We start from the raw sequence: 21,376 nt of genomic DNA on the forward strand, positions 1-21,376 counted from the left end.
CAATTTTAAAATTAAGTTAACGCTCGTTATAAAATTATGTTGACGTGTGACCTGTATCACATTTATGATTTACCTATCGATCGTTAACTAAATGATTAACGACCTCCAAATTCATCTGCTAAAGGTAAACATCATGAAAAACGTAAAAACTCTCATCGCTGCCGCTGTCCTGAGTTCACTCTCTTTCGCAAGCTTTGCTGCTGTACAGGTGCAATCCACCCCTGCTGACCAGCACAAAGTCGGGACAATCTCTGCCTCTGCCGGTACTAACCTGGGTTCCCTGGAAGATCAGCTGGCGCAAAAAGCGCAAGAGATGGGTGCAAAATCTTACCGCATCACCTCAGTGACCGGTCCTAACACTCTGCACGGCACTGCGGTCATCTACAAATAAGCCGCGCATAAACCCTCATTTATGCCACTGCAATAAAAAACGCCCTGCTGAGCAGGGCGTTTTTTTATTTCTGATTTACATCGACTGCTGGACGACATCGTGATGCCGGGTGACATCGGTCGGCATACCTGACCGGGCTTCCATCGCACGTTCCATCACCACGCTGTTGGTATTCGCATTCGTTTTGAAGCTTACCATCGCGGCATTTAGATTAATGGGCAGCGTCTGCGGATCGTCGCCAATGTTTTTTGATAACGGCTGATGAATCTCAACCAGCCGCACGCCGCCCGGCTCCTCAGAAACCTTAATCGGCGTATTGATAATATTCACTTTGGTACCCGGCGTAACGACGTTAAACAGCGTTTTGATATCGTCATCGCGCAGACGAATACAGCCGGAGCTGACGCGCATGCCGATGCCAAAGTCCGCATTCGTTCCGTGCAGCAGGTAGACGCCGCCGTATGCCGCGAGGCGTATCGCGTGGTGCCCCATCGGGTTATCCGGACCAGCCGGCACCACGGCAGGAAGATCGATCCCCTGGGCCTTATAGCGGGCGCGAATGTTGGCCGTCGGGGTCCACGTTGGATTCGCACGTTTATCCGAGACGGTGGTGACCATCGTCGGCGTCAGGGTGTCGCCGCCCAGCTGACCAATACCGATAGGGTAGACGGTGACTTCATTTTTACCCGGCGGGTAATAGTACAGACGCAGTTCGGCCAGGTTTATCACCATCCCCTCGCGCGGGGCGTCCGGCAGGATGGTCTGTAACGGGATGGTCAGTACGCTCCCCGCGCGCGGGACATACGGATCGACGCCGGGGTTCGCCTGCAGCAAGGCCAGAAAACCGACGTTATATTTTTTGGCAATCGCTTCCAGTGAACCACCATTATTTTCAACGACATGAAAGCGGTTTTCACCCACCACCTTGCTGCCGGGAGGGGGAAGGGGCCAGGTATTTGCCCGGGCGGGAAGCGCAACCGCGACGGTGGCTGCCAGCGCAAACAGGGTCATCCAGCGAGTAAAACGCGAAGAGGTCATCATCACCATAATCCATATAAATGATAAGGTTATTGTTTTATAAGACGTTAAACATAATTATGGCGAATGGGTATGTCGGGAAGATCGGGTGAAGTGCAAAGAGTTTGTAAATTGTCCCCCCGTAGCGCTGGGCTAACGGGGGGAAGGGAGGTTATGCGATCGCGTTCTCTTCCAGCTGGCGCATAAAGTTACGCACCCAGTCCATACGGGTTTTGCGCTCCGTCAGCTCCTGGGTAAATTTCAGACGGGTTGGACCATCCAGACGGAAATGCTGCGGCTGTTTTTGCAGCAGGCCGATCAGCCACATCGGGTTGACGTGATTCTTCTCGCCGAATTCAATCACGCCGCCTTTTTCATTGCCTTCGAGCTTGCGGATCCCCAGCTTTTGCGCCTGCTGGCGCAGCCTCGCGATATCCAGCAGATTTCGCGCCGCATCGGGCAGCAGGCCAAAGCGGTCGATCAGCTCCACCTTAATCTCTTCCAGCTCATTCTCCTTCTTCGCGCTGGCGATGCGCTTGTAGAACGACAGTCGGGTATTCACGTCCGGAATGAAATCGTCCGGCAGCAGGGAAGGCATACGCAGCTCAACCTCGGTCTGCTGGCTGGTGAGATCTTCCAGCGACGGCTCGCGTCCGGCCTTCAGGGCATCAACCGCGTTTTCCAGCAGCTCCATATAGAGCGAGAAGCCAATGGTCTCCATGGAGCCGCTCTGGTCTTCACCCAGCAGCTCGCCGGCACCGCGGATCTCGAGATCGTGCGTGGCCAGCGCAAAGCCTGCGCCGAGGTCTTCCAGCGAGGCGATGGCTTCCAGACGCTTTTGCGCGTCGGTGGTCATCGCTTTCGGATGCGGCGTCAGCAGCCAGGCGTATGCCTGATGGTGCGAACGCCCGACGCGGCCGCGCAGCTGGTGAAGCTGAGCCAGACCAAAGTGATCCGCACGCTCAATGATGATGGTGTTCGCCGTCGGAATGTCGATCCCGGTTTCAATGATGGTGGTGCACACCAGCACGTTAAAGCGCTGGTGGTGGAAGTCGTTCATCACCCGTTCCAGCTCGCGCTCGCGCATCTGCCCGTGACCGATAGCGATGCGTGCTTCCGGCACCAGCTCCGCCAGCCTGTCCGCCGCTTTCTGGATGTTTTCCACATCATTATAGAGATAGTAGACCTGACCTCCGCGCAGCACTTCACGCAGAATAGCTTCCCGCACCACCAGATTATCGTACTCGCGGACGAAGGTTTTCACCGCCAGACGGCGCGCCGGCGGCGTGGCGATAATCGACAGATCGCGCATGCCGCTCATCGCCATGTTTAGGGTTCGCGGGATCGGCGTCGCGGTCAGGGTCAGGATATCGACGTCGGCGCGCATCGCTTTGATGCGCTCTTTATGACGCACCCCGAAGCGGTGCTCTTCATCGACGATCAGCAGCCCCAAATCTTTCCACTTCACGTCGCTTTGCAGCAGCTTGTGGGTGCCGATCAGAATATCGATTTTGCCCTCGCTGGCCTGTTCGAGGATCTGCGTCTGCTCTTTGGTGCTGCGAAAACGCGACAGCATCTCGATGCGTACCGGCCAGTTGGCGAAGCGGTCGCGGAAGTTGTCGAAGTGCTGCTGAGCGAGCAGGGTGGTCGGCACCAGCACCGCCACCTGCTTGTTGTTTTCCACTGCAAGGAAGGCGGCGCGCATCGCCACTTCGGTTTTGCCGAAGCCGACGTCCCCGCAGACTAAGCGGTCCATTGCCAGCGGCTGGCACATGTCGCTCAGCACGGCGTTGATGGCCTGGGCCTGATCCGGCGTGGTTTCAAACGGGAAGCTGTCGCAGAACAGCTGGTACTGTTCTTTATCGTGCTTAAAGGCGAAGCCCTGTTTGGCCGCGCGCTGGGCGTAGATATCCAGCAGCTCGGCCGCCACGTCGCGCACTTTTTCCGCCGCCTTCTGGCGCGCGCGCGCCCAGGCATCGCCGCCCAGCTTGTGCAGCGGCGCATTCTCTTCGGCACCGCCCGCGTAGCGGCTGATCAGATGCAGGGAGGAGACCGGAACATACAGTTTGGCGTCGTTGGCGTAGGTCAGCATCAGGTATTCACCTTTAATGCCGCCCGCTTCCAGCGTGGTCATCCCCTGATAGCGCCCAACGCCGTGTTCCAGGTGAACAATCGGCTGGCCCGGGTGCAGCTCGGCCAGGTTACGGATCAGCGTGTCCGGGTTGATGGTCCGACGGCTGTCCTGACGGCGGCGCGCGACGCGCTCACCCAGCAGGTCGCTTTCGCAAATCAGCGCCAGGTTGTTGAGCGTGTCGATGAACCCGTGCTCGGCGGCGCCAATCATCAGGTAACGACCGTTTCCGGTCGCTTCGCTCAGACGCAGGATGCGCTTCGGCGCTACCTTAATGCGTCCCAGCAGCTCACCTAACGCTTCGCGGCGGCCTTCACTCTCAACGGAGAACACCACCGGGCCGGTAAAGGACTCGAGGAACTTGCGCAGATTATCCAGCGGGGACTTCTGCTGCGCCTGAACGGCCAGGTCCGGCAGCGTCCGGAAGGCGAGGTTGGTGTTGGCGGCCTTATCGGCAAGCGAATCGGTTTTCAGCTGCATGCGCGGCCAGCGCTTCAGCTCGGCGTTGAGCTCGTCGGTGCGCAGCCACAGCGCTTCCGGTGGCAGCAGCGGACGCATCGGGTCAACGCCGCGATTTTCGAAACGGGCGCGGGTTTCGCTTTCAAAGCGGCTGGCGCTGGCGTCGATATCCCCGGTGTTAACAATCAGCGTATTCGCCGGGAAGTAGCTGAACAGGGCAGGCAGCGGCTCGTTGAAGAACAGCGGCTGCCAGTATTCGATCCCGGCAGGCAGCGTGCCTTTGCTGACCTGCTGATAAATATGTTCCGCGTCGCGCTTCACCTCGAACCTATCGCGCCACTGGCTGCGGAACAGCTCGATAGCGGTTTTGTCCGTGGGGAACTCATGCGCGGGCAGTAAATTGATGGACTCCACTTCCTCCAGCGTGCGCTGCGTGTCGGCGTCGAATACGCGCAGGCTGTCGATTTCATCATCAAAGAAATCCAGACGATACGGCTGGTCGCTGCCCATCGGGTAAAGGTCGAGCAGCGCGCCGCGGGTCGCGTATTCCCCGTGCTCCATCACCTGGTCGACGTGGCGATAGCCGACACCGTCGAGCTGCGCGCGCAGGGCGTCACGGGACAGGCGCTGGCCTTTTTTCATCACCAGCGCGTGACCGTGCAGGTAGCTGTGCGGACAGACGCGCTGCATCAGGGTATTCACCGGCACAATCAGCACGCCGCGCTGCATGGTCGGCAGCTGATAGAGCGTCGACAGGCGCGAGGAGATGATCTCCTGATGCGGAGAGAAGCTGTCATAGGGCAGCGTCTCCCAGTCGGCCAGGCTGAACACCAGGCTATCGGTGAACTGGCGAATTTCGTCGTGCAGGCGCAGGGCGTTTTGCATATCCGGGGCAACCAGAATTACCGGGCCTGGGTGACGCTCGGCGATTTCCGCCACCAGCGTGGCGCACGCCGCGCCCGTGAGTTCACCCAGCTGGCGCTGGTCGCCCGCTTTGACAGGCAAGGAATAACGATAGTGTTCAGGCATGGCTATGTCAGAGTCTCTTATGGATATACCAACAGTATTGGGGCATATCACTGATACGCAATGTCTTTATTATCCTCGATCGTTTTACATAAGCAAATCGTAACCGCACGGCAGGACTAAACGCCCCCAAAACGGGGGCGGAGAGGGCTTAACGCGTTGAAGGTAACAGTGTCTGCGTAGACGGAGGAGAGAAGAAAACGTCCCCAAACAGCGCGGTGGAGATTTTACGCACCCCGAGCCCGGCAAGGGTACAGATCAGCAGGCTGACAAACGGGTAGATCAGAATTAAGGACAGCTCGGCCCAGACTGGCCAGTACGCGGCATTCATCTCGCCGATCAGGAACAGGCTAAAGGCCTCAATTAAGATGCGGTGGGTGGTATAAATTGCAATGGTATTGGAGCCAATCACGTTCAGCAGATTGTTCGGGTGAACGGCATAGCGCTGCTCAAGGCTGTAGAACAGCTTCATGATCAGCACAATCGACAGCAATGAGAGCAGCAGCGGAACGTTAGCAAACCACAGCGCCACTGAGACAGCGGCGAAAGCCCCGGTTGCCAGCCAGATGCGGCGCAGGTTGACGCTTTTCATCCACGCCATCAGCTCTGCGCCATACCACGCCCCGAGGCTGTAGTAGATCATGTTGCGCACCACGCTGTTCATCCCCCACCACGGCAGCGGCAGGAAGTTGATCGCGATGCTCGCCAGCGCCAGCAGTCCCAGAACCGGCAGCTTCCAGCGGCTCAGCAGTTTACACAGCGTGAAGTAGACCACCAGGGCATACAGATACCACAGGCTGGTGCTGGCGGTGATCATCCCCAGTACAAACCCTGAGAGCGAGTCGGCGTAGGCCGCGTTCGACGCGGTGGCAAGCTCACGCCCGGGTGCCAGCCAGGCGTTCAGGTGGGTCAGCGCCTGCCATTGCAGGACGCCCCACAGCGCCAGGACCCAGACAATGCTCCAGATCCGTTTGTCGAGACTGGTTCGCCAGTCAACTTCGTCAATATAACGACGGATCAGATAGCCGGAAATAAAGAAGAAGACCGGCATACGAAACGGTGCGAGATAGAGGTTAAAATAGACCCAGCATTTGGCGAGAAGGCCGGAGAGCGGGTGTTGCAGCCCGATCAGATGCGGATAAAACGTGATAACCGAATGATAGATAACCACCAGGCAGATACACAGCCCTTTTATCTGGTTAATCCATAATGCTTTTTGCTTCATTGTTCGCCACTACCTTATTGCCATAAACGAACGAGCAATTGTTGTAAAACGAAGCCGGGATGTAATGGGTAACAGTCTGTATCCGGCGGTTTTTCGGAAAAGGTGGAGGTTGCGAGGTGAGTATTCAGACAATAGCATCCTGATTTATCTGAATTTTTCGGAAAAATGATTACCAAAGCTTACGGTTTCAGTCATTTACGCTTAACGGATTCGCTTATATACTCGTGGGTCTGCTATCAGCAAACAGACGGATTTCATGTATCAACCTGTCGCACTCTTCATAGGCTTACGTTACATGCGTGGGCGCGCCGCGGACCGCTTCGGTCGCTTTGTCTCCTGGCTTTCGACTATTGGCATTACGCTTGGCGTGATGGCACTGGTGACGGTGCTTTCCGTCATGAATGGCTTCGAACGCGAGCTGCAAAACAACATCCTGGGGCTGATGCCGCAGGCCGTTCTCTCATCATCCAACGGTTCGGTTAACCCGCAACAGCTGCCGGAAAGCGCGGCGAAGTTACAGGGCGTCACGCGCGTCGCGCCGTTGACGACCGGCGACGTGGTGCTGCAAAGCGCCCGCAGCGTGGCGGTCGGCGTGATGCTGGGTATTGACCCGGCGCAAAACGATCCGCTGACGCCGTATCTGGTTAACGTGAAGCAGACCGATCTGGAAGCCGGAAAATACAACGTGATTCTGGGTGAACAGCTTGCCGGACAGCTTGGCGTCAACCGTGGCGATCAGCTGCGCGTGATGGTGCCTTCTGCCAGCCAGTTTACGCCGATGGGGCGCCTGCCAAGCCAGCGCCTGTTTAACGTGATTGGTACCTTTGCCGCCAACAGCGAAGTCGATGGCTATCAGATGCTGGTGAACATTCAGGACGCGTCGCGCCTGATGCGCTACCCGGCAGGAAATATCACCGGCTGGCGCCTGTGGCTCGACGCGCCGCTGAAGGTCGATACCCTCAGCCAGCAAAAACTGCCGGACGGCACTAAATGGCAGGACTGGCGCGAGCGTAAAGGCGAACTGTTCCAGGCTGTGCGGATGGAAAAAAACATGATGGGGCTGCTGCTGAGCCTGATCGTGGCCGTGGCCGCCTTTAACATCATCACCTCGCTGGGCCTGATGGTGATGGAGAAGCAGGGCGAAGTCGCTATTCTGCAAACCCAGGGGCTCACGCCGCGCCAGATCATGGCGGTGTTTATGGTGCAGGGGGCCAGCGCAGGCATCATCGGCGCGCTGCTCGGCGCCGTGCTGGGGGTCTTGCTTGCCAGCCAGCTTAATAACTTAATGCCGATCATCGGCGCGCTGCTCGACGGCGCGGCGCTGCCGGTGGCTATTGAGCCGCTGCAGGTGGTCGGTATTGCGCTGGCCGCGATGGCCATTGCGCTGCTTTCTACGCTTTATCCTTCCTGGCGCGCTGCCGCCACTCAACCCGCTGAGGCTTTACGTTATGAATAAGATCCTGTTGCAATGCGACAACCTGTCCAAACGCTATCAGGAAGGCACTGTGCAAACCGACGTGCTGCACAATGTGAGTTTTAGCGTGGGTGAAGGCGAGATGATGGCGATTGTCGGCAGCTCCGGCTCGGGCAAAAGTACGCTGCTGCATCTGCTGGGCGGACTGGATACGCCAACCGAGGGCGACGTGATCTTCTCCGGCCAGCCGATGAGCAAAATGTCCTCCGCGGCGAAGGCCGAGCTGCGCAACCGCGAGCTGGGCTTTATTTACCAGTTCCACCACCTGCTGCCGGATTTCACGGCGCTGGAAAACGTCGCGATGCCGCTGCTGATTGGTAAAAAGAAACCGGCAGAAATTAACGCCCGCGCCAGCGACATGCTGAAAGCGGTAGGCCTGGGCCATCGCGGTAACCATCGTCCCTCCGAGCTTTCCGGCGGCGAGCGCCAGCGCGTGGCGATTGCCCGTGCGCTGGTCAACAACCCGCGTCTGGTGCTGGCGGATGAGCCTACCGGTAACCTGGATGCTCGCAATGCGGACAGTATTTTCCAGCTTCTGGGCGAGCTGAACGCCTCGCAGGGCACCGCGTTTCTGGTCGTAACCCACGATCTGCAGCTGGCAAAACGCATGGGGCGTCAGCTTGAGATGCGCGACGGCCATCTGAACGCGGAACTGACCCTGATGGGAGCTGAGTAATGGCGTCACCGTTATCGTTACTTATTGGGTTACGCTTTAGCCGCGGCCGCCGTCGCGGCGGCATGGTGTCGCTGATCTCCGTCATCTCGACCATCGGTATTGCGCTGGGCGTGGCGGTGCTGATTGTCGGCTTGAGCGCCATGAACGGCTTTGAGCGCGAGCTGAATAACCGCATTCTGGCGGTTGTGCCGCACGGGGAGATTGAGCCGGTTAACCAGCCGTGGACGAACTGGAGCGATGCGCTCGCCAAAGTCGAAAAGGTGCCGGGCATTGCCGCGGCCGCGCCCTACATCAACTTTACCGGGCTGGTGGAGAGCGGGGTAAACCTGCGCGCCATTCAGGTAAAAGGGGTCAACCCCGCCCAGGAAGCGCGTCTCAGCGCGCTGCCAAACTATGTGCAGAACGGCGCGTGGGCCAACTTTAAGGCCGGCGAGCAGCAGATCATCATGGGTAAAGGCGTGGCCGATGCCCTGAAGGTGAAGCAGGGCGACTGGGTATCGATCATGATCCCCAACGCCAGCGCCGACCACAAACTGCAGCAGCCTAAGCGCGTGCGCCTGCACGTCACCGGTATTCTTCAGCTGAGCGGTCAGCTCGATCACAGCTTTGCGATGGTGCCGATGGAGGATGCGCGCCAGTATCTCGATATGGGCGACAGCGTGACGGGCATTGCTATTAAGGTCAACGACGTCTTTAACGCCAACAAGCTGGTCCGCGACGCGGGCTTGGTGACCAATAACTATGTCCACATCAAAAGCTGGATCGGCACTTACGGGTATATGTACCGTGATATCCAGATGATCCGCGCCATTATGTATCTGGCGATGGTGCTGGTGATTGGTGTAGCGTGCTTTAATATCGTCTCGACGCTGGTGATGGCGGTCAAGGATAAGAGCGGTGATATCGCCGTGCTTCGTACCCTCGGGGCGAAAGACGGCCTTATTCGCGCCATCTTCGTCTGGTACGGTTTGCTGGCGGGGCTGTTCGGCAGCCTGTGCGGCGTGGTGATTGGCGTGGTGGTTTCCCTGCAGCTGACGCCGATTATCAACGGAATTGAAAAGCTTATCGGCCACCAGTTCCTGTCGGGTGATATCTATTTTATTGACTTCCTGCCGTCTGAACTGCACTGGCTGGATGTTTTTTATGTGCTGGTTACAGCACTTTTACTGAGTCTGCTGGCAAGCTGGTATCCGGCGCGTCGCGCAAGCCGAATTGATCCGGCGAGGGTATTAAGTGGCCAGTAATTACGTCATGATCTAGCGGCTTTCGGGCCGCCAGGTTAAAAGAGGAATGCGTTATGTATTACGGATTTGATATTGGCGGCACCAAGATTGCGCTCGGCGTGTTTGATAAAGACCTCAGGCTGCAGTGGGAAACCCGCGTTCCCACGCCGCGCGAAAGTTACGACGAATTTTTAACCGCGATTGCCGCGCTGGTGGCGCAGGCCGATGAACGCTTTGGCGTCAAAGGCAGCGTCGGCATCGGCATTCCGGGGATGCCCGAAACCGACGACGGCACGCTGTATGCCGCCAACGTGCCTGCCGCCAGCGGTAAACCGCTCCGCGCCGATCTCTCTGCTCTCCTTGAACGCGACGTGCGTTTAGACAATGATGCTAACTGCTTTGCGCTCTCCGAAGCCTGGGACGATGAGTTCCGTCAGTATCCGCTGGTAATGGGGCTGATCCTCGGTACCGGCGTCGGCGGGGGGATTGTGATCAGCGGGAAGCCCATCACCGGGCGCAGCTACATCACCGGCGAGTTTGGCCATATCCGTCTGTCGGTGGACGCGCTGGAAGTGGTGGGGCGTGATTTCCCGCTGACCCGCTGCGGCTGCGGCCAGCACGGCTGCATCGAGAACTATCTCTCCGGCCGCGGGTTTGCATGGCTTTACGAACACTTCTATCATCAGAAACTTGAGGCCCCTCAAATCATTACCCTGTGGGAGCAAGGGGATGCGCAGGCGCGTGAGCACGTCGAGCGCTATCTGGATCTGCTGGCGGTGTGTCTGGGAAATATTCTCACCATCGTCGACCCGGATCTGCTTGTGATCGGGGGAGGGCTTTCAAACTTTACCGCGATTACGGAACGGTTGTCCGGGCGTTTGCCCCGACACTTATTGCCGGTTGCCCGCGTGCCGCGTATTGAACGCGCGCGACACGGGGACGCAGGAGGCATGCGCGGAGCCGCATTCCTTCATCTCACCGATTAGTTTACGAGGTTTCTATGCTGTCGCGTCGCCAGGGTCGACTCAGCCGTTTTCGCAAAAACAAACGCCGCTTGCGTGAGCGCTTGCGCCAGCGGATCTTTTTCAGAGACAGAATGATGCCAGAAGCAATGGATAAACCCAGAGTGGTGGTGCTGACCGGGGCGGGGATCTCCGCTGAGTCAGGCATTCGAACCTTTCGCGCGGCGGACGGGCTGTGGGAAGAGCACCGCGTGGAGGATGTCGCCACGCCGGAAGGCTTTGCCCGCGACCCGGATCTCGTCCAGGCGTTTTATAACGCCCGCCGTCGTCAGCTTCAGCAGCCTGACGTTGCGCCGAATGCGGCGCATCTGGCGCTGGCGAAGCTGGAAGAGGCGCTGGGCGATCGTTTTCTGCTGGTAACGCAGAATATCGACAACCTGCACGAACGGGCCGGTAACAAGAACATCATCCACATGCACGGCGAGCTGCTCAAGGTTCGCTGCGCCTGGAGCGGTCAGGTGCTGGACTGGCAAGAAGACGTGCTGCCAGAGGATAAGTGCCACTGCTGCCAGTTCCCGTCGCGCCTGCGTCCGCACGTGGTCTGGTTCGGTGAAATGCCGCTGGGAATGGATGAGATCTACAGCGCGCTGGCGATGGCAGACGTGTTTATCGCCATCGGCACATCCGGTCATGTTTATCCGGCGGCGGGCTTTGTCCACGAAGCGCGACTGCACGGTGCGCATACGGTAGAACTCAATCTTGAGCCAAGCCAGGTGGGCAGCGAGTTTGAAGAGAAACACTACGGTCTGGCAAGCACGGTCGTCCCGGAGTTTGTCGACAAGCTGCTGAAAGGGCTGTAACGGCAATCGCGTGAAAAGGCACCCGTCCAGCGGGTGCCTTTTTATTTATGAATGGAAGAACGCCAGCGTCTTCTCGAGCGATTTAGCCTGCTCATCCAGCGAGAGCGCCGCCGCAGAGATCTGCTGAACCAGCGAGGCGTTCTGCTGGGTTGTACTGTCCATCTGGTTAACGGCGGTGCTGACCTGGCTAATCCCCCGATTCTGCTCGTCCAGCGCCTGTACGATATCGTTGATGACCAGATGCACATGCGACACCGCTTCAATCACCTGTTTCATCATCACGCCGGTTTCATTGACCAGCTCAACGCCTTTGCTCACGCGCCCTGAAGACTCGGCAATCAGCTGAGAGATCTCTTTCGCTGCGTTAGCGCTTCGTTGGGCAAGATTACGTACTTCACCTGCGACCACCGCGAAGCCGCGCCCCTGTTCGCCTGCCCGTGCCGCTTCAACGGCAGCATTCAGCGCCAGGATATTGGTCTGGAAGGCGATGCCGTCGACGATGCTGTTAATCTCGCCGATCTTACGCGCGCTCTCATCAATTTCCCCAATCACCACGACCACGTCGTTCACCAGCGTTTCGCCATGCCCGGCGAGGCTCGCGGCGCGATCGGTCAGCGTGGTGGCCTTGTGGGCGTTGTCGGCGTTATTTTTCACCGTGACCGAAATCTCTTCCATGCTGGCTGCTGTTTCAACAATCGCAGCCGCCTGTTCCTCGGTTCGCGAGGCGAGGTCAAGATTGCCCGCCGAAATTTCGCTGGTGCCGCCGTGCACGGAGTGGCTGGCTTCGCTGATATTGTCGACGATGCGCTTGAGCTGCATCTGCATGGTGTGCAGGGCGTAAAAAATGCTGTGGGTATCTCCGGAACGCACCGGGATAGTTTTGTTCAGATCTCCCCGGGCAACGGCCAGGGCGATCCCGGCGGCCTCTGAAGGTTCCCCCCCAACCGGACGGTCAACCTTGCGGGTAAAGATCTGGGCCATCACCAGGCTGACCGCCACGATGCTTAACACCATCATGATGATGGCTTTCAGTAAAAATGCCCGCGCTTCGGCCATCACTTCGCTGACCGGGGTGATAATGGCGAGTTTCCACGGCGTCTGGCTATTACCGACGGCGATGTCCTGCCAGGTGATGAACACGTCCTCCTTCAGCAGCGGATCGTTTACCCGGGTGACGTCATGACCGGCAATCTGACCGGCGTAAGGCTTGCCTGCCGCGCGTTTGTCCGGGCTGGACACCACGTTATTACCTGCGGAGAGGAGCAGGGCATAGCCTGTGCCGTTCCACGGTTTGATCGCGCCGATCGTCGATTGCAGCGTGGCGAGGGAGAAGTCAGAGGTAACCGAGCCCAGAAACTGACCGTCACGCATGATGGGGGCGGCAATCGAGGTGAGCATCACGTCCACCCCGTTGTAGGGATAGATATAGGGTTCGATGATCACATCTTTATGCCTTTGTTTCGGCAGAAGATAATAATCGCCGCTGCCGGGCGTTTCGATGTCCGTCAGCAGGTGTAATGCCGGTTTGCCGGCGGCGTCGCGGTCGACGTAGCGGGCGTAGCGCCCGGCAGGATCCTCACCGCTTTGACCGGCCCAGACGGCATCTTTATCGTCAAACGCGTTAGGCTCAAAGGCCATCGACATGGAGAGAAACGATGGATGAGCCGAGAGGTAGTGGATGAGCAGCTGGTTCAGGCTCTGACGATCGGTCACGCCCGCCTCGCGCAGCGCCAGGGCGCTGTTGCCCATATCCCTCGCGGCAGTCAGGGCAGAATCCAGCTGTTTGCTGACCTGCAACGCTTGCACCTCGGCAATCTGGCGGATATGTTTTTTGGCCAGCACCTCCTGCTGCGCCATCCACTGCCACATCATAAACCCGATCGTTGCCGTAAAGCCCACCGTTACGGTGAGGAAAATGGACAACAGCATCAACGTCTTGACGCTTATTTTTTGTCTTCGGACCATGGCGTCTTTCATTCTCATTTCCCCTAAAGTCGTGCATGTCGGGCAGGCACAAAGTACTTATCGGATATTTCATCCTCTTTCTGTAGAGCTCCGGGTATATTTAATTTAAATACCTGAATATAAAATCCTGTTAATTAGTGTGGATGCTTTTATTTTGTGCATTCAATCAAAATAGCGCTCGATAAAACTCGTTATCGTGGTGTAGAAAGAGGATGCTAATAAATATAAAGTTGTAGAGGAGGATGGGATATGTACGGATTTATTGCGCGACAACCCATTTTTAACCCTGAGATGAAGACGGTGGCCTACGAGCTGCTCTTCAGAGATGGGATGACAAACCGTTTTCCGGATGTGTCGGCGGAATATGCCACCTCCAGGATGATATCAGATCAGTTTTTATGCGTGCCGTCCCAGCGCATCGCCGGAGCACATACGTCGTTTATTAATTTCCCATCGCGAATGGTCATAGACCGCAGTGGAGAAGCGCTGGATAAAGAGAGCGTGGTCATTGAGATCCTGGAAGATGCTGTACCGGGAGCGGAGCTGTTGCAGGCCGTCAGGGAGATGAGTGCGGATGGTTATCAGTTTGCACTTGATGATTTTACCCTTGCGCCAGAATGGGATGCTTTTTTACCCTATATTTCAATACTGAAATTTGACGTCAGAAATTATACCTTAGCGCAAATTAAACAGTATCTGAAAGATCGTAAACATTTAACCGGGCATATTAAATATCTCGCTGAAAAAATTGAGACTAAAGAGGAATTCAGCCAATACCGGGAAGAGGGATTCTCGCTGTTTCAGGGCTATTTTTTCTGCCGTCCGGAGGTTATTAAATATAAACGGCTATCGCAAAATCAGCTGGCAATTTTTCGGCTGCAAATGGAGGTCGGACGCAATAAACCCGATTTTCGGATCGTCGAGTCGTTGATTAAAACCGATCTCACGCTGTCCTGGAAAATCATGCGCTATATGAAGCATACGGCGTTTAAGCATGTCGGCGCCTGTAATTTCAGCAAGTTAACCCTGAGCGAAGTCCTCAGATACCTTGGAGAAAATCAGCTGAGACGGTTTGTTGCCGTCGTGGTCCTGGCAAGCGCGGGCAATGACACCGTCAGCGAGCTTTACCCGCTGAGCATGATGCGCGGTAAGTTCTGCGAGCTGATAGCCGAGACGATGAACGAACCGATGCTGGCTGAAAATGCCTTTATGTGCGGCCTGTTTTCGCTGCTCGATACCCTCCTTGAACAGCCGATGGCCGAGTTGATGAAGCAAATTGCGGTGCCGCAGAGCGTGAGCAACGCGCTGTGCCATCAGGAGGGGCAGTTAGCCGACATGATTAACCTGTGCCGTTATTATGAACAGCAGCAATGGGACGAGGCGACCCGGGTTCGTCAGGCGCTTGGTCTGTCGGATGAGGACGTGGTTGAGGCGATGAGAAAGGCGACAATTTGGGCAGGGGAGAATGCGGTCAGTTAATCCTCCTCACGCCGTACGGGCGGCGTGAGGAAGAACGCGATACCGTTTATCGGCCCGCTTTTAATTTCTGGTAATACTCTTCGTAGAGACGGCTGGCGTCACCGACGTCATTCTGCCATTCACCTTTGCTGATGGTTTCGGCATCCGGGTAGAGCGATTTATCGTTAGCTACCTCAGGCTTCAGCAGCTTGCGTGCGGCGAGGTTTGGCGTCGGGTAGCCAATCGTCTCGGCAACCTGTTTCGCCACGTCCGGGCGCAGCAGGAAGTTAATCAGCTTATGCGCCCCTTCAACGTTTTTCGCATTGGCAGGAATGGCGAGGCTATCCATCCAGAAGATCCCGCCTTCTTTCGGCCAGACCACTTCAAGCGGCGTACCGGCCTGGCGGGCGACATACGCGGAGCCGTTCCACACCATCCCCAGATTCACTTCGCCTTCCATATACGGGTTTGCCGGGTTATCTGAGTTGAATGCCGCCACGTTAGGCATCAGCTTTTTCAGCTCGTTATACGCCGCTTCAATCTCTTTCGGATCCGTCGTGTTGCCCGAGTAGCCCAGCTTGCGCAGCGCGACCTGGAACACCTCACGCGCGTCGTCGGTTAACAGCAGGCTACCCTTGTATTCTGGTTTCCACAGATCCGCCCAGCTTGTCACCGTTTTCGGATCGACGGCCTCGCTGTTCACGCCAATCGCGGTCGCTCCCCAGATGTACGGAATGGAGTAGTCGTTATTCGGGTCGAACGGCTTGTTGAGCATCTCAGGGTCGAGGTTTGAAAAATTGGTTAGCTTCGTTTTGTCGATCTTCTGAATCATGCCCTCTTTGCGCATTTTGTCGACAAAGTAGGTGGAAGGCACGACCAGATCGTACGCGCCGTCTTTGTAGGTTTTCAGCTTGGCGTACATGGTTTCATTCGACTCGTAGGTCGAGTAGATAACCTTGATGCCCGTCTCCTTCGTGAACTGTTCCAGCAGGCCCGGCGGCACGTATTCGGTCCAGTTGTAGAAGTAGAGCGTTTTACCGTCATCAGCGTGTGCGGCACCCATGCCAAGCACCAGTGCCGCAGCGGCGAGCATTTTTTTCATTTCATTGTCCCCTGAGATTTTGTTTTATCACGAGCAATAACCTGGCTGGCGATCACCAGAACCAGCGAAAACACCAGCAGAATGGTCGCCAGCGCGTTCACCTCCGGTGAGACGCCGACTTTCACCATGGAATAGATCTTCAACGGCAGAATTTCATAGCTCGGACCGGTGACGAAGGAGGACACGACCACGTCATCCATCGACAGGGTGAAGCTAAGTAGCCATCCGGCCGCCACGGCAGGCATCGCCAGCGGCAGGATGATTTTGCGCAGGATGATCATCTCGCTGGCGCCCAGATCTTTCGCCGCCTCCAGCATGCGCACGTCGAACCCTTTCAGGCGCGCGAAAACGGTCACCACCACAAACGGCAGGCAGAAGGTGATGTGCGAGAACAGCAGCGACCAGAAGCCAAGCTGTACCCCCAGCAGCATAAACAGCACCAGCAGCGAAATGGCCATAACGATGTCCGGCGACATCATCACCACAAACAGCATGCCGCTGACGAACGGTTTGCCGCGAAAGCGATAGCGGTAGAGCGCCACGGCGGTGAGCGAGCCAATCAGCGTCGCGAAGGTGGCGGAGAAGATCGCCATCGTCAGCGAGTGCTGCGCGGCCTGCAGGAGGCTATCGTTGTTCACCAGCAGGCTGTACCAGTCGGTGGTAAAGCCCTGCCAGTTAATCCCGAAGCGCGAGCTGTTAAACGAGTTCACGATCAAAATGATAATCGGGATATAAAGGTAAGCGTAAATGGCGGTCATAAAACCGCCGCGAAGCAGTCGACCGATCATTCGAGTTCCACCTTCTTGTTCAGCAAGCGTGAGGCGCGCCAGTAGACCAGCAGCATCAGCCCCATGACCACCGTCAGCGTAATGCTGGTCGCGGATCCGAACGGCCAGTCGCGAATGTTCAGGAACTGGCTTTTGATCACGTTACCGATCAGCAGGTTTTTCGCGCCGCCCATCAGATCCGACACGTAGAACAAGCCCATCGCCGGGAGCATCACCAGCAGACAGCCCGCGATAATGCCGGGCATGGTCAGCGGGATAATAATGCGGATGAAGGTCTGGAGCCTGTTGGCACCCAAATCTTTTGCCGCTTCCAGCAGCGGTTTATCCAGCTTTTCGATGCTGGAGTAGAGCGGCATCACCATAAACGGCAGCAGGATATAGACCAGGCCGACAATCACCGCGCTCGGGGTAAACATGATGCGGATCGGCGTATCAATCACTCCCAGCCACAGCAGAAACTCGTTGAGATAGCCCTTTGTGCTGAGGAAGATCTTCAGGCCATAAATACGGATGAGCGAGTTGGTCCAGAAGGGAACAATCAGTAAAAACAGCAGCAGGGGCCGCACCTTTTGCGGCAGGCCCGCGAGGAACCATGCGAAAGGATAGCCCAGCACCAGACAGGCAAGGGTGGCGATCAGCGCCATATTGAGCGAGTGCAGCAGCACGTCAAAATAGAGCGGATCGAGCAGGCGCGCGTAGTTGTCCAGCGTAAAGACCAGCGAAACGAAATTAGCGTCGTCGCGGGTCAGGAAGCTGGTGGCAACGATCATCAGGTTGGGTAAAAAGACAAACAGCACAAGCCAACCGACGATCGTGGCAATCACCACATTCTGGAATTTACTTGTGTTCTTCATCAGCCAGCACAACCTCCCAGCTTTCTACCCAGTTGATAACCATTTTCTGGTCGAGAGAGTGGTCGAAGTCAGGGTCGTCTTCGTTAAAGAACTCGCTGACCATCACCATTTTGCCGTTCTCCAGTTCGACAACGGACTCCAGCGTCATTCCTTTGTAGTTGCGCTCGCGGATATAGCCGATTAACCCTTCGGCCTCAGCATTGCCGTGAATTTCATCGACGCGCAGATCTTCCGGGCGCAGCAGAACGCTGAGCTTTTGTCCCTTTTCGACGGGGAAAGTCACCGTGATATTGCACTCGCGTCCTTCGACGCTGGCGCGCACGCGCTGGTCGTCCAGACGCTCAATCACCGTGGCGTCGAAGATATTAATCTCCCCGATGAAGCTGGCGACAAACAGATTCTTCGGCTCTTCGTAGATTTCACGCGGCGTGCCGTCCTGCTCGATTTTGCCGTCGCGCATCACCACGATGCGGTCGGACATGGTCAGGGCCTCTTCCTGATCGTGGGTGACGAAGACAAAGGTAATGCCGAGCTTGCGCTGCAGGGCTTTGAGCTCATTCTGCATCTGCTTGCGCAGCTTGTAATCCAGCGCGGAGAGGGATTCATCCAGCAGGAGCAGGCGCGGCTTATTGACGACGGCGCGGGCGATGGCCACGCGCTGCTGCTGGCCGCCGGAAAGCTGATGGGGTTTACGCTGGGCAAACGTCTCAAGCTGCACCATGCGCAGGGCGTCGGTGACGCGCGGTTCGATCTCATTCGCCGGCGTTTTTTGCATCTGCAGGCCAAACGCCACGTTTTCAAACACGGTCATGTGCGGGAACAGGGCGTAGCTCTGAAAGACGGTATTGACGTGGCGATCTTCGGCAGGAACTCGGGTGATGTCCTGGTTTTCAAGATGGATATGGCCGTTATCGACGCTTTCCAGCCCGGCGATAAGGCGCAGTACGGTTGTTTTGCCGCAGCCAGAGGGGCCAAGCAGCGTCAGAAACTCACCGTCATTGATGGTCAGAGTGAAGTCGGAGATAACGTCTTTACCATCAAAACTTTTACGAATTCGTTCCAGTTGCACCAGCGGTGAACGTGAACGGGATTGTGTATTCAATTTTTGCGCTGTCCCATATAGACGCCTCAGGCAGCAGACTGAAGCGGGGTTTGTGTGTAACCACCTTGGTGACTCGTAATGAGGGCGGACATTCTACGGCAATCCCCTGCAATCGCCAATCCTTGTCACTGATTCATAAGCTACATTAACTAACGCATAACGATATAAACGGAAAATATTCTCGTTTGCGGGATAAAAGTGACCTGACGCAATATTTGCGTTTTGATGCTTATTGATAATGTTGTCACAAAAAGTGAGGGTGACTGCATGGATAAATTACTTGAGCGTTTTTTACAGTACGTTTCGCTGGATACCCAATCTAAGCCGGGTGTTCGCCAGGTGCCGAGCACCGAAGGCCAGTGGAAGTTGTTAAACCTGCTTAAAGAGCAGCTTGACGCCATGGGGCTGGTCAACGTCACGTTAAGCGAAAAAGGCACTGTGATGGGAACGCTGCCGGCGAATGTCCAGGGTGACATTCCGGCGATTGGCTTTATCTCTCATGTCGACACCTCTCCGGATTTTAGCGGCAAACATGTGAACCCGCAGATTGTGGAAAATTACCGCGGCGGCGACATTGCGCTGGGCATTGGTGACGAAGTGCTCTCGCCGGTGATGTTCCCGGTACTGCACCAGCTGCTGGGCCAGACGCTGATCACCACCGACGGGAAGACGCTGCTGGGGGCAGATGATAAGGCGGGGATCGCGGAGATCATGACGGCGCTGGCGGTGCTGAAGGGCAAAAATATCCCGCACGGGGATATCCGCGTGGCCTTTACGCCGGATGAAGAGGTCGGCAAGGGCGCGAAGCATTTCGACGTGGAAGCCTTTAACGCGCAGTGGGCCTATACCGTCGACGGCGGTGGCGTCGGTGAACTGGAGTATGAAAACTTCAATGCCGCGTCCGTCACGATTAAAATTGTCGGCAACAACGTTCATCCCGGCTCGGCGAAAGGCGTCATGGTAAACGCGCTGTCGCTGGCGTCCAGAATTCATGCAGAAGTCCCGGCGGAAGAGAGCCCTGAACAGACCGAAGGGTATGAAGGTTTCTATCACCTGACCAGCATCAAAGGCACCGTAGATAGCGCGCAGATGCACTACATCATCCGCGATTTCGACCGCAAAGCCTTTGAGGCGCGCAAGCGCAAGATGATGGAGATCGCGAAGAAGGTCGGTAAAGGGTTACACCCTGATTGCTATATTGAGCTGATCATTGAAGACAGCTATTACAACATGCGCGAGAAGGTGATGGCGCATCCGCATATTCTCGATATCGCCCAGCAGGCGATGCGCGACTGCGATATTGAACCGCAGCTGAAGCCGATTCGCGGCGGCACCGACGGTTCTCAGCTGTCGTTTATGGGGCTGCCGTGCCCGAACCTGTTTACCGGTGGCTATAACTATCATGGTAAGCATGAGTTTGTGACGCTGGAAGGGATGGAAAAAGCGGTGAAGGTGATAGTGCGGATAGCGGAGTTAACCGCTAAACGCTAAGAAAAAGCCCGGTGGCGAAGCGCCGCCGGGCATGAGAGCGACTCAGTCCTCAAAGAACCAGTACCCGCTGTTGACCAGCGCGGCCAGCATCGCGAGGAAGGAAGGATCTTCCAGCGCATCGCCAAAGGTGTCAGCAGTCAGCACCAGATGGCTGGCAATGGCTTCCAGCGCCGGACGGTGCGGAGAGTCCAGCCTCTCGCCGTTGACGAACACCTCCTCACCAATGCGCAGCACGCGCAAACCGCCCAGACGCGTCAGCTTGTCGCCCTGCTGAAGCGCATCATAAATCTCGTCAGCCTGATAAGGTGGCTCCGGCGGCGCAACGTCCAGCTCATGACGAGACTGGCTGATAAACTCCCCAAACCACTGTTTGAAATGTTCCGGCTCGTTGATCAGATCCAGCATCATGCCGCGCAGCTTATCCAGCTCTGCGGGCAGGATATCGGCCGGATGCTCGCGCGCAGGCACACCAGGGTCGCTGTAACGATAGCTGCCCAGCTCGCGCTGCAGAACGTAGTCGGCAAATCCGCTGATCATCTCGCGGCCGCTTGGCGCGCGGAACCCCACGGAGTAGTTGAGTGAGTTTTCCAGGGAGTAGCCTTCGTGAGGGAATCCCGGCGGAATGTAGAGAATATCACCCGGTTCCAGCTCTTCGTCGATAATCCCTTCAAACGGGTCAACCTGAAGCAGATCCGGATGCGGGCAGTGCTGTTTCATTGGCACTTTTTCGCCCACGCGCCAGCGGCGGCGGCCCGTACCCTGAATGATGAACACGTCGTACTGGTCAAGATGTGGACCTACGCCGCCGCCCGGCACGGAGAAGGAGATCATCAGATCGTCCATGCGCCAGTCGGGCAGGGCGCGGAACGGGCGCATTAATGCGGCAGTGGGCTCATGCCAGTGGTTGACCGCCTGCACCAGCAGCGACCAGTTGTTTTCACCGAGGTGATCGTAGCTTTCGAAAGGACCGTGGCTAACCTGCCATTTCCCGTCCTGGTGGCTGACCAGACGGCTGTCGACTTCGTTTTCCATGGCCAGACCTGCCAGCTCGTCAGGCGAGATAGGGTCGACAAAATTGCTGAATCCGCGTTTCAGAACCACCGGGCGTTTTTGCCAGTAACGTTCAATAAACTCGGGCCAGTTAAGCGTTAAGTGATAATCCATATTTTTTT

The 21,376-nt window shown here is 56.7% G+C and carries 17 protein-coding genes; 8 read left to right on the forward strand and 9 right to left on the reverse strand.

From position 1 onward, the window contains the following. Nucleotides 1–133 precede the first annotated feature (133 nt). Nucleotides 134–391 carry a multiple stress resistance protein BhsA gene (gene bhsA / locus F0320_RS08010; protein WP_023616599.1) on the forward strand — a complete coding sequence of 86 codons (258 nt, stop codon included), beginning with the start codon at nt 134–136 and terminating at the stop codon, nt 389–391. Nucleotides 392–466: 75 nt separating this feature from the next. Here the strand turns inward: bhsA and ldtC are convergent, their stop codons facing one another. The 3 genes from ldtC to F0320_RS08025 form a co-directional block, all read right to left on the reverse strand. Further along, nucleotides 467–1,432 carry a L,D-transpeptidase LdtC gene (gene ldtC / locus F0320_RS08015; protein WP_063144617.1) on the reverse strand — a complete coding sequence of 322 codons (966 nt, stop codon included), beginning with the start codon at nt 1,430–1,432 and terminating at the stop codon, nt 467–469. Nucleotides 1,433–1,580: 148 nt separating this feature from the next. Next, complete coding sequence (mfd, locus tag F0320_RS08020) at nt 1,581–5,027, reverse strand: transcription-repair coupling factor (protein ID WP_149323876.1); 3,447 nt, start codon at nt 5,025–5,027, stop codon at nt 1,581–1,583. A gap of 148 nt (nt 5,028–5,175) precedes the next feature. Then, nucleotides 5,176–6,249 (reverse strand): acyltransferase family protein, encoded by a 1,074-nt coding sequence (locus F0320_RS08025; RefSeq protein ID WP_126328243.1) that lies wholly within the window; start codon nt 6,247–6,249, stop codon nt 5,176–5,178. 256 nt (nt 6,250–6,505) lie between these two features. Here F0320_RS08025 and lolC point away from each other — a divergent pair, with 256 nt between their 5' ends. Genes lolC through cobB form a run of 5 tightly spaced genes read left to right on the forward strand, consistent with a single transcriptional unit; the run spans nt 6,506 to nt 11,444 of the window. Continuing rightward, nucleotides 6,506–7,705, forward strand: coding sequence for a lipoprotein-releasing ABC transporter permease subunit LolC (lolC, locus tag F0320_RS08030; RefSeq protein WP_126328244.1), 1,200 nt, complete (start codon nt 6,506–6,508; stop codon nt 7,703–7,705). Beyond that, nucleotides 7,698–8,399, forward strand: coding sequence for a lipoprotein-releasing ABC transporter ATP-binding protein LolD (gene lolD, locus F0320_RS08035; protein WP_010429765.1), 702 nt, complete (start codon nt 7,698–7,700; stop codon nt 8,397–8,399). The genes lolC and lolD overlap by 8 nt, the downstream gene beginning before the upstream one ends. After that, the gene (gene lolE / locus F0320_RS08040; protein ID WP_047651844.1) at nt 8,399–9,643 is read left to right on the forward strand and encodes a lipoprotein-releasing ABC transporter permease subunit LolE; all 1,245 of its coding nucleotides are present in this window, start codon (nt 8,399–8,401) and stop codon (nt 9,641–9,643) included. The genes lolD and lolE overlap by 1 nt, the downstream gene beginning before the upstream one ends. Nucleotides 9,644–9,696: 53 nt before the next feature. Continuing rightward, the gene (gene nagK, locus F0320_RS08045) at nt 9,697–10,608 is read left to right on the forward strand and encodes an N-acetylglucosamine kinase (RefSeq protein WP_126328245.1); all 912 of its coding nucleotides are present in this window, start codon (nt 9,697–9,699) and stop codon (nt 10,606–10,608) included. Nucleotides 10,609–10,622: 14 nt separating this feature from the next. Then, nucleotides 10,623–11,444 (forward strand): Sir2 family NAD+-dependent deacetylase, encoded by an 822-nt coding sequence (gene cobB, locus F0320_RS08050; protein WP_126328246.1) that lies wholly within the window; start codon nt 10,623–10,625, stop codon nt 11,442–11,444. Nucleotides 11,445–11,489: 45 nt separating this feature from the next. Here cobB and F0320_RS08055 read toward each other — a convergent pair whose 3' ends face one another. Further along, a complete protein-coding gene (locus tag F0320_RS08055) occupies nt 11,490–13,421 on the reverse strand; it encodes a methyl-accepting chemotaxis protein (protein ID WP_126328247.1) in 1,932 nt (643 codons plus the stop codon). A 237-nt stretch (nt 13,422–13,658) separates the two neighbouring features. On the opposite strand from F0320_RS08055, the gene F0320_RS08060 reads away from it, so the two are divergent. After that, nucleotides 13,659–14,888, forward strand: coding sequence for an EAL and HDOD domain-containing protein (locus F0320_RS08060; RefSeq protein ID WP_126328248.1), 1,230 nt, complete (start codon nt 13,659–13,661; stop codon nt 14,886–14,888). A gap of 46 nt (nt 14,889–14,934) precedes the next feature. Here F0320_RS08060 and potD read toward each other — a convergent pair whose 3' ends face one another. The 4 genes from potD to potA are packed head-to-tail and all read right to left on the reverse strand — an operon-like array spanning nt 14,935 to nt 18,743. Next, a complete protein-coding gene (potD, locus tag F0320_RS08065; protein ID WP_126328249.1) occupies nt 14,935–15,969 on the reverse strand; it encodes a spermidine/putrescine ABC transporter substrate-binding protein PotD in 1,035 nt (344 codons plus the stop codon). After that, nucleotides 15,966–16,757, reverse strand: a complete 792-nt coding sequence (gene potC, locus F0320_RS08070) for a spermidine/putrescine ABC transporter permease PotC (protein WP_126328250.1) — start codon at nt 16,755–16,757, stop codon at nt 15,966–15,968. The genes potD and potC overlap by 4 nt, the downstream gene beginning before the upstream one ends. Next, nucleotides 16,754–17,611 carry a spermidine/putrescine ABC transporter permease PotB gene (gene potB, locus F0320_RS08075; RefSeq protein WP_126328251.1) on the reverse strand — a complete coding sequence of 286 codons (858 nt, stop codon included), beginning with the start codon at nt 17,609–17,611 and terminating at the stop codon, nt 16,754–16,756. Before potB ends, potC begins: the two co-directional genes overlap by 4 nt. Continuing rightward, complete coding sequence (gene potA / locus F0320_RS08080) at nt 17,595–18,743, reverse strand: spermidine/putrescine ABC transporter ATP-binding protein PotA (RefSeq protein ID WP_185807237.1); 1,149 nt, start codon at nt 18,741–18,743, stop codon at nt 17,595–17,597. The genes potB and potA overlap by 17 nt, the downstream gene beginning before the upstream one ends. Nucleotides 18,744–18,980: 237 nt before the next feature. On the opposite strand from potA, the gene pepT reads away from it, so the two are divergent. Then, a complete protein-coding gene (gene pepT / locus F0320_RS08085; protein WP_023311179.1) occupies nt 18,981–20,204 on the forward strand; it encodes a peptidase T in 1,224 nt (407 codons plus the stop codon). 42 nt (nt 20,205–20,246) lie between these two features. Here pepT and F0320_RS08090 read toward each other — a convergent pair whose 3' ends face one another. Further along, on the reverse strand, nt 20,247–21,368 hold the full coding sequence (locus F0320_RS08090; RefSeq protein ID WP_047651856.1) for a cupin domain-containing protein: 1,122 nt from the start codon (nt 21,366–21,368) through the stop codon (nt 20,247–20,249). Between the last annotated feature and the right edge of the window lie 8 nt (nt 21,369–21,376).

It is taken from the genome of Enterobacter dykesii (assembly GCF_008364625.2).
GTDB lineage: Bacteria > Pseudomonadota > Gammaproteobacteria > Enterobacterales > Enterobacteriaceae > Enterobacter > Enterobacter dykesii.

Bases quoted from the DNA above. Each gene is read 5' to 3' on its own strand.
- bhsA (WP_023616599.1), top strand. From the start codon at position 134: ATGAAAAACGTAAAAACTCTCATCGCTGCCGCTGTCCTGAGTTCACTC.
- ldtC (WP_063144617.1), bottom strand. From the start codon at position 1,432: ATGATGACCTCTTCGCGTTTTACTCGCTGGATGACCCTGTTTGCGCTG.
- mfd (WP_149323876.1), bottom strand. From the start codon at position 5,027: ATGCCTGAACACTATCGTTATTCCTTGCCTGTCAAAGCGGGCGACCAG.
- F0320_RS08025 (WP_126328243.1), bottom strand. From the start codon at position 6,249: ATGAAGCAAAAAGCATTATGGATTAACCAGATAAAAGGGCTGTGTATC.
- lolC (WP_126328244.1), top strand. From the start codon at position 6,506: ATGTATCAACCTGTCGCACTCTTCATAGGCTTACGTTACATGCGTGGG.
- lolD (WP_010429765.1), top strand. From the start codon at position 7,698: ATGAATAAGATCCTGTTGCAATGCGACAACCTGTCCAAACGCTATCAG.
- lolE (WP_047651844.1), top strand. From the start codon at position 8,399: ATGGCGTCACCGTTATCGTTACTTATTGGGTTACGCTTTAGCCGCGGC.
- nagK (WP_126328245.1), top strand. From the start codon at position 9,697: ATGTATTACGGATTTGATATTGGCGGCACCAAGATTGCGCTCGGCGTG.
- cobB (WP_126328246.1), top strand. From the start codon at position 10,623: ATGCTGTCGCGTCGCCAGGGTCGACTCAGCCGTTTTCGCAAAAACAAA.
- F0320_RS08055 (WP_126328247.1), bottom strand. From the start codon at position 13,421: ATGAAAGACGCCATGGTCCGAAGACAAAAAATAAGCGTCAAGACGTTG.
- F0320_RS08060 (WP_126328248.1), top strand. From the start codon at position 13,659: ATGTACGGATTTATTGCGCGACAACCCATTTTTAACCCTGAGATGAAG.
- potD (WP_126328249.1), bottom strand. From the start codon at position 15,969: ATGAAAAAAATGCTCGCCGCTGCGGCACTGGTGCTTGGCATGGGTGCC.
- potC (WP_126328250.1), bottom strand. From the start codon at position 16,757: ATGATCGGTCGACTGCTTCGCGGCGGTTTTATGACCGCCATTTACGCT.
- potB (WP_126328251.1), bottom strand. From the start codon at position 17,611: ATGAAGAACACAAGTAAATTCCAGAATGTGGTGATTGCCACGATCGTC.
- pepT (WP_023311179.1), top strand. From the start codon at position 18,981: ATGGATAAATTACTTGAGCGTTTTTTACAGTACGTTTCGCTGGATACC.
- F0320_RS08090 (WP_047651856.1), bottom strand. From the start codon at position 21,368: ATGGATTATCACTTAACGCTTAACTGGCCCGAGTTTATTGAACGTTAC.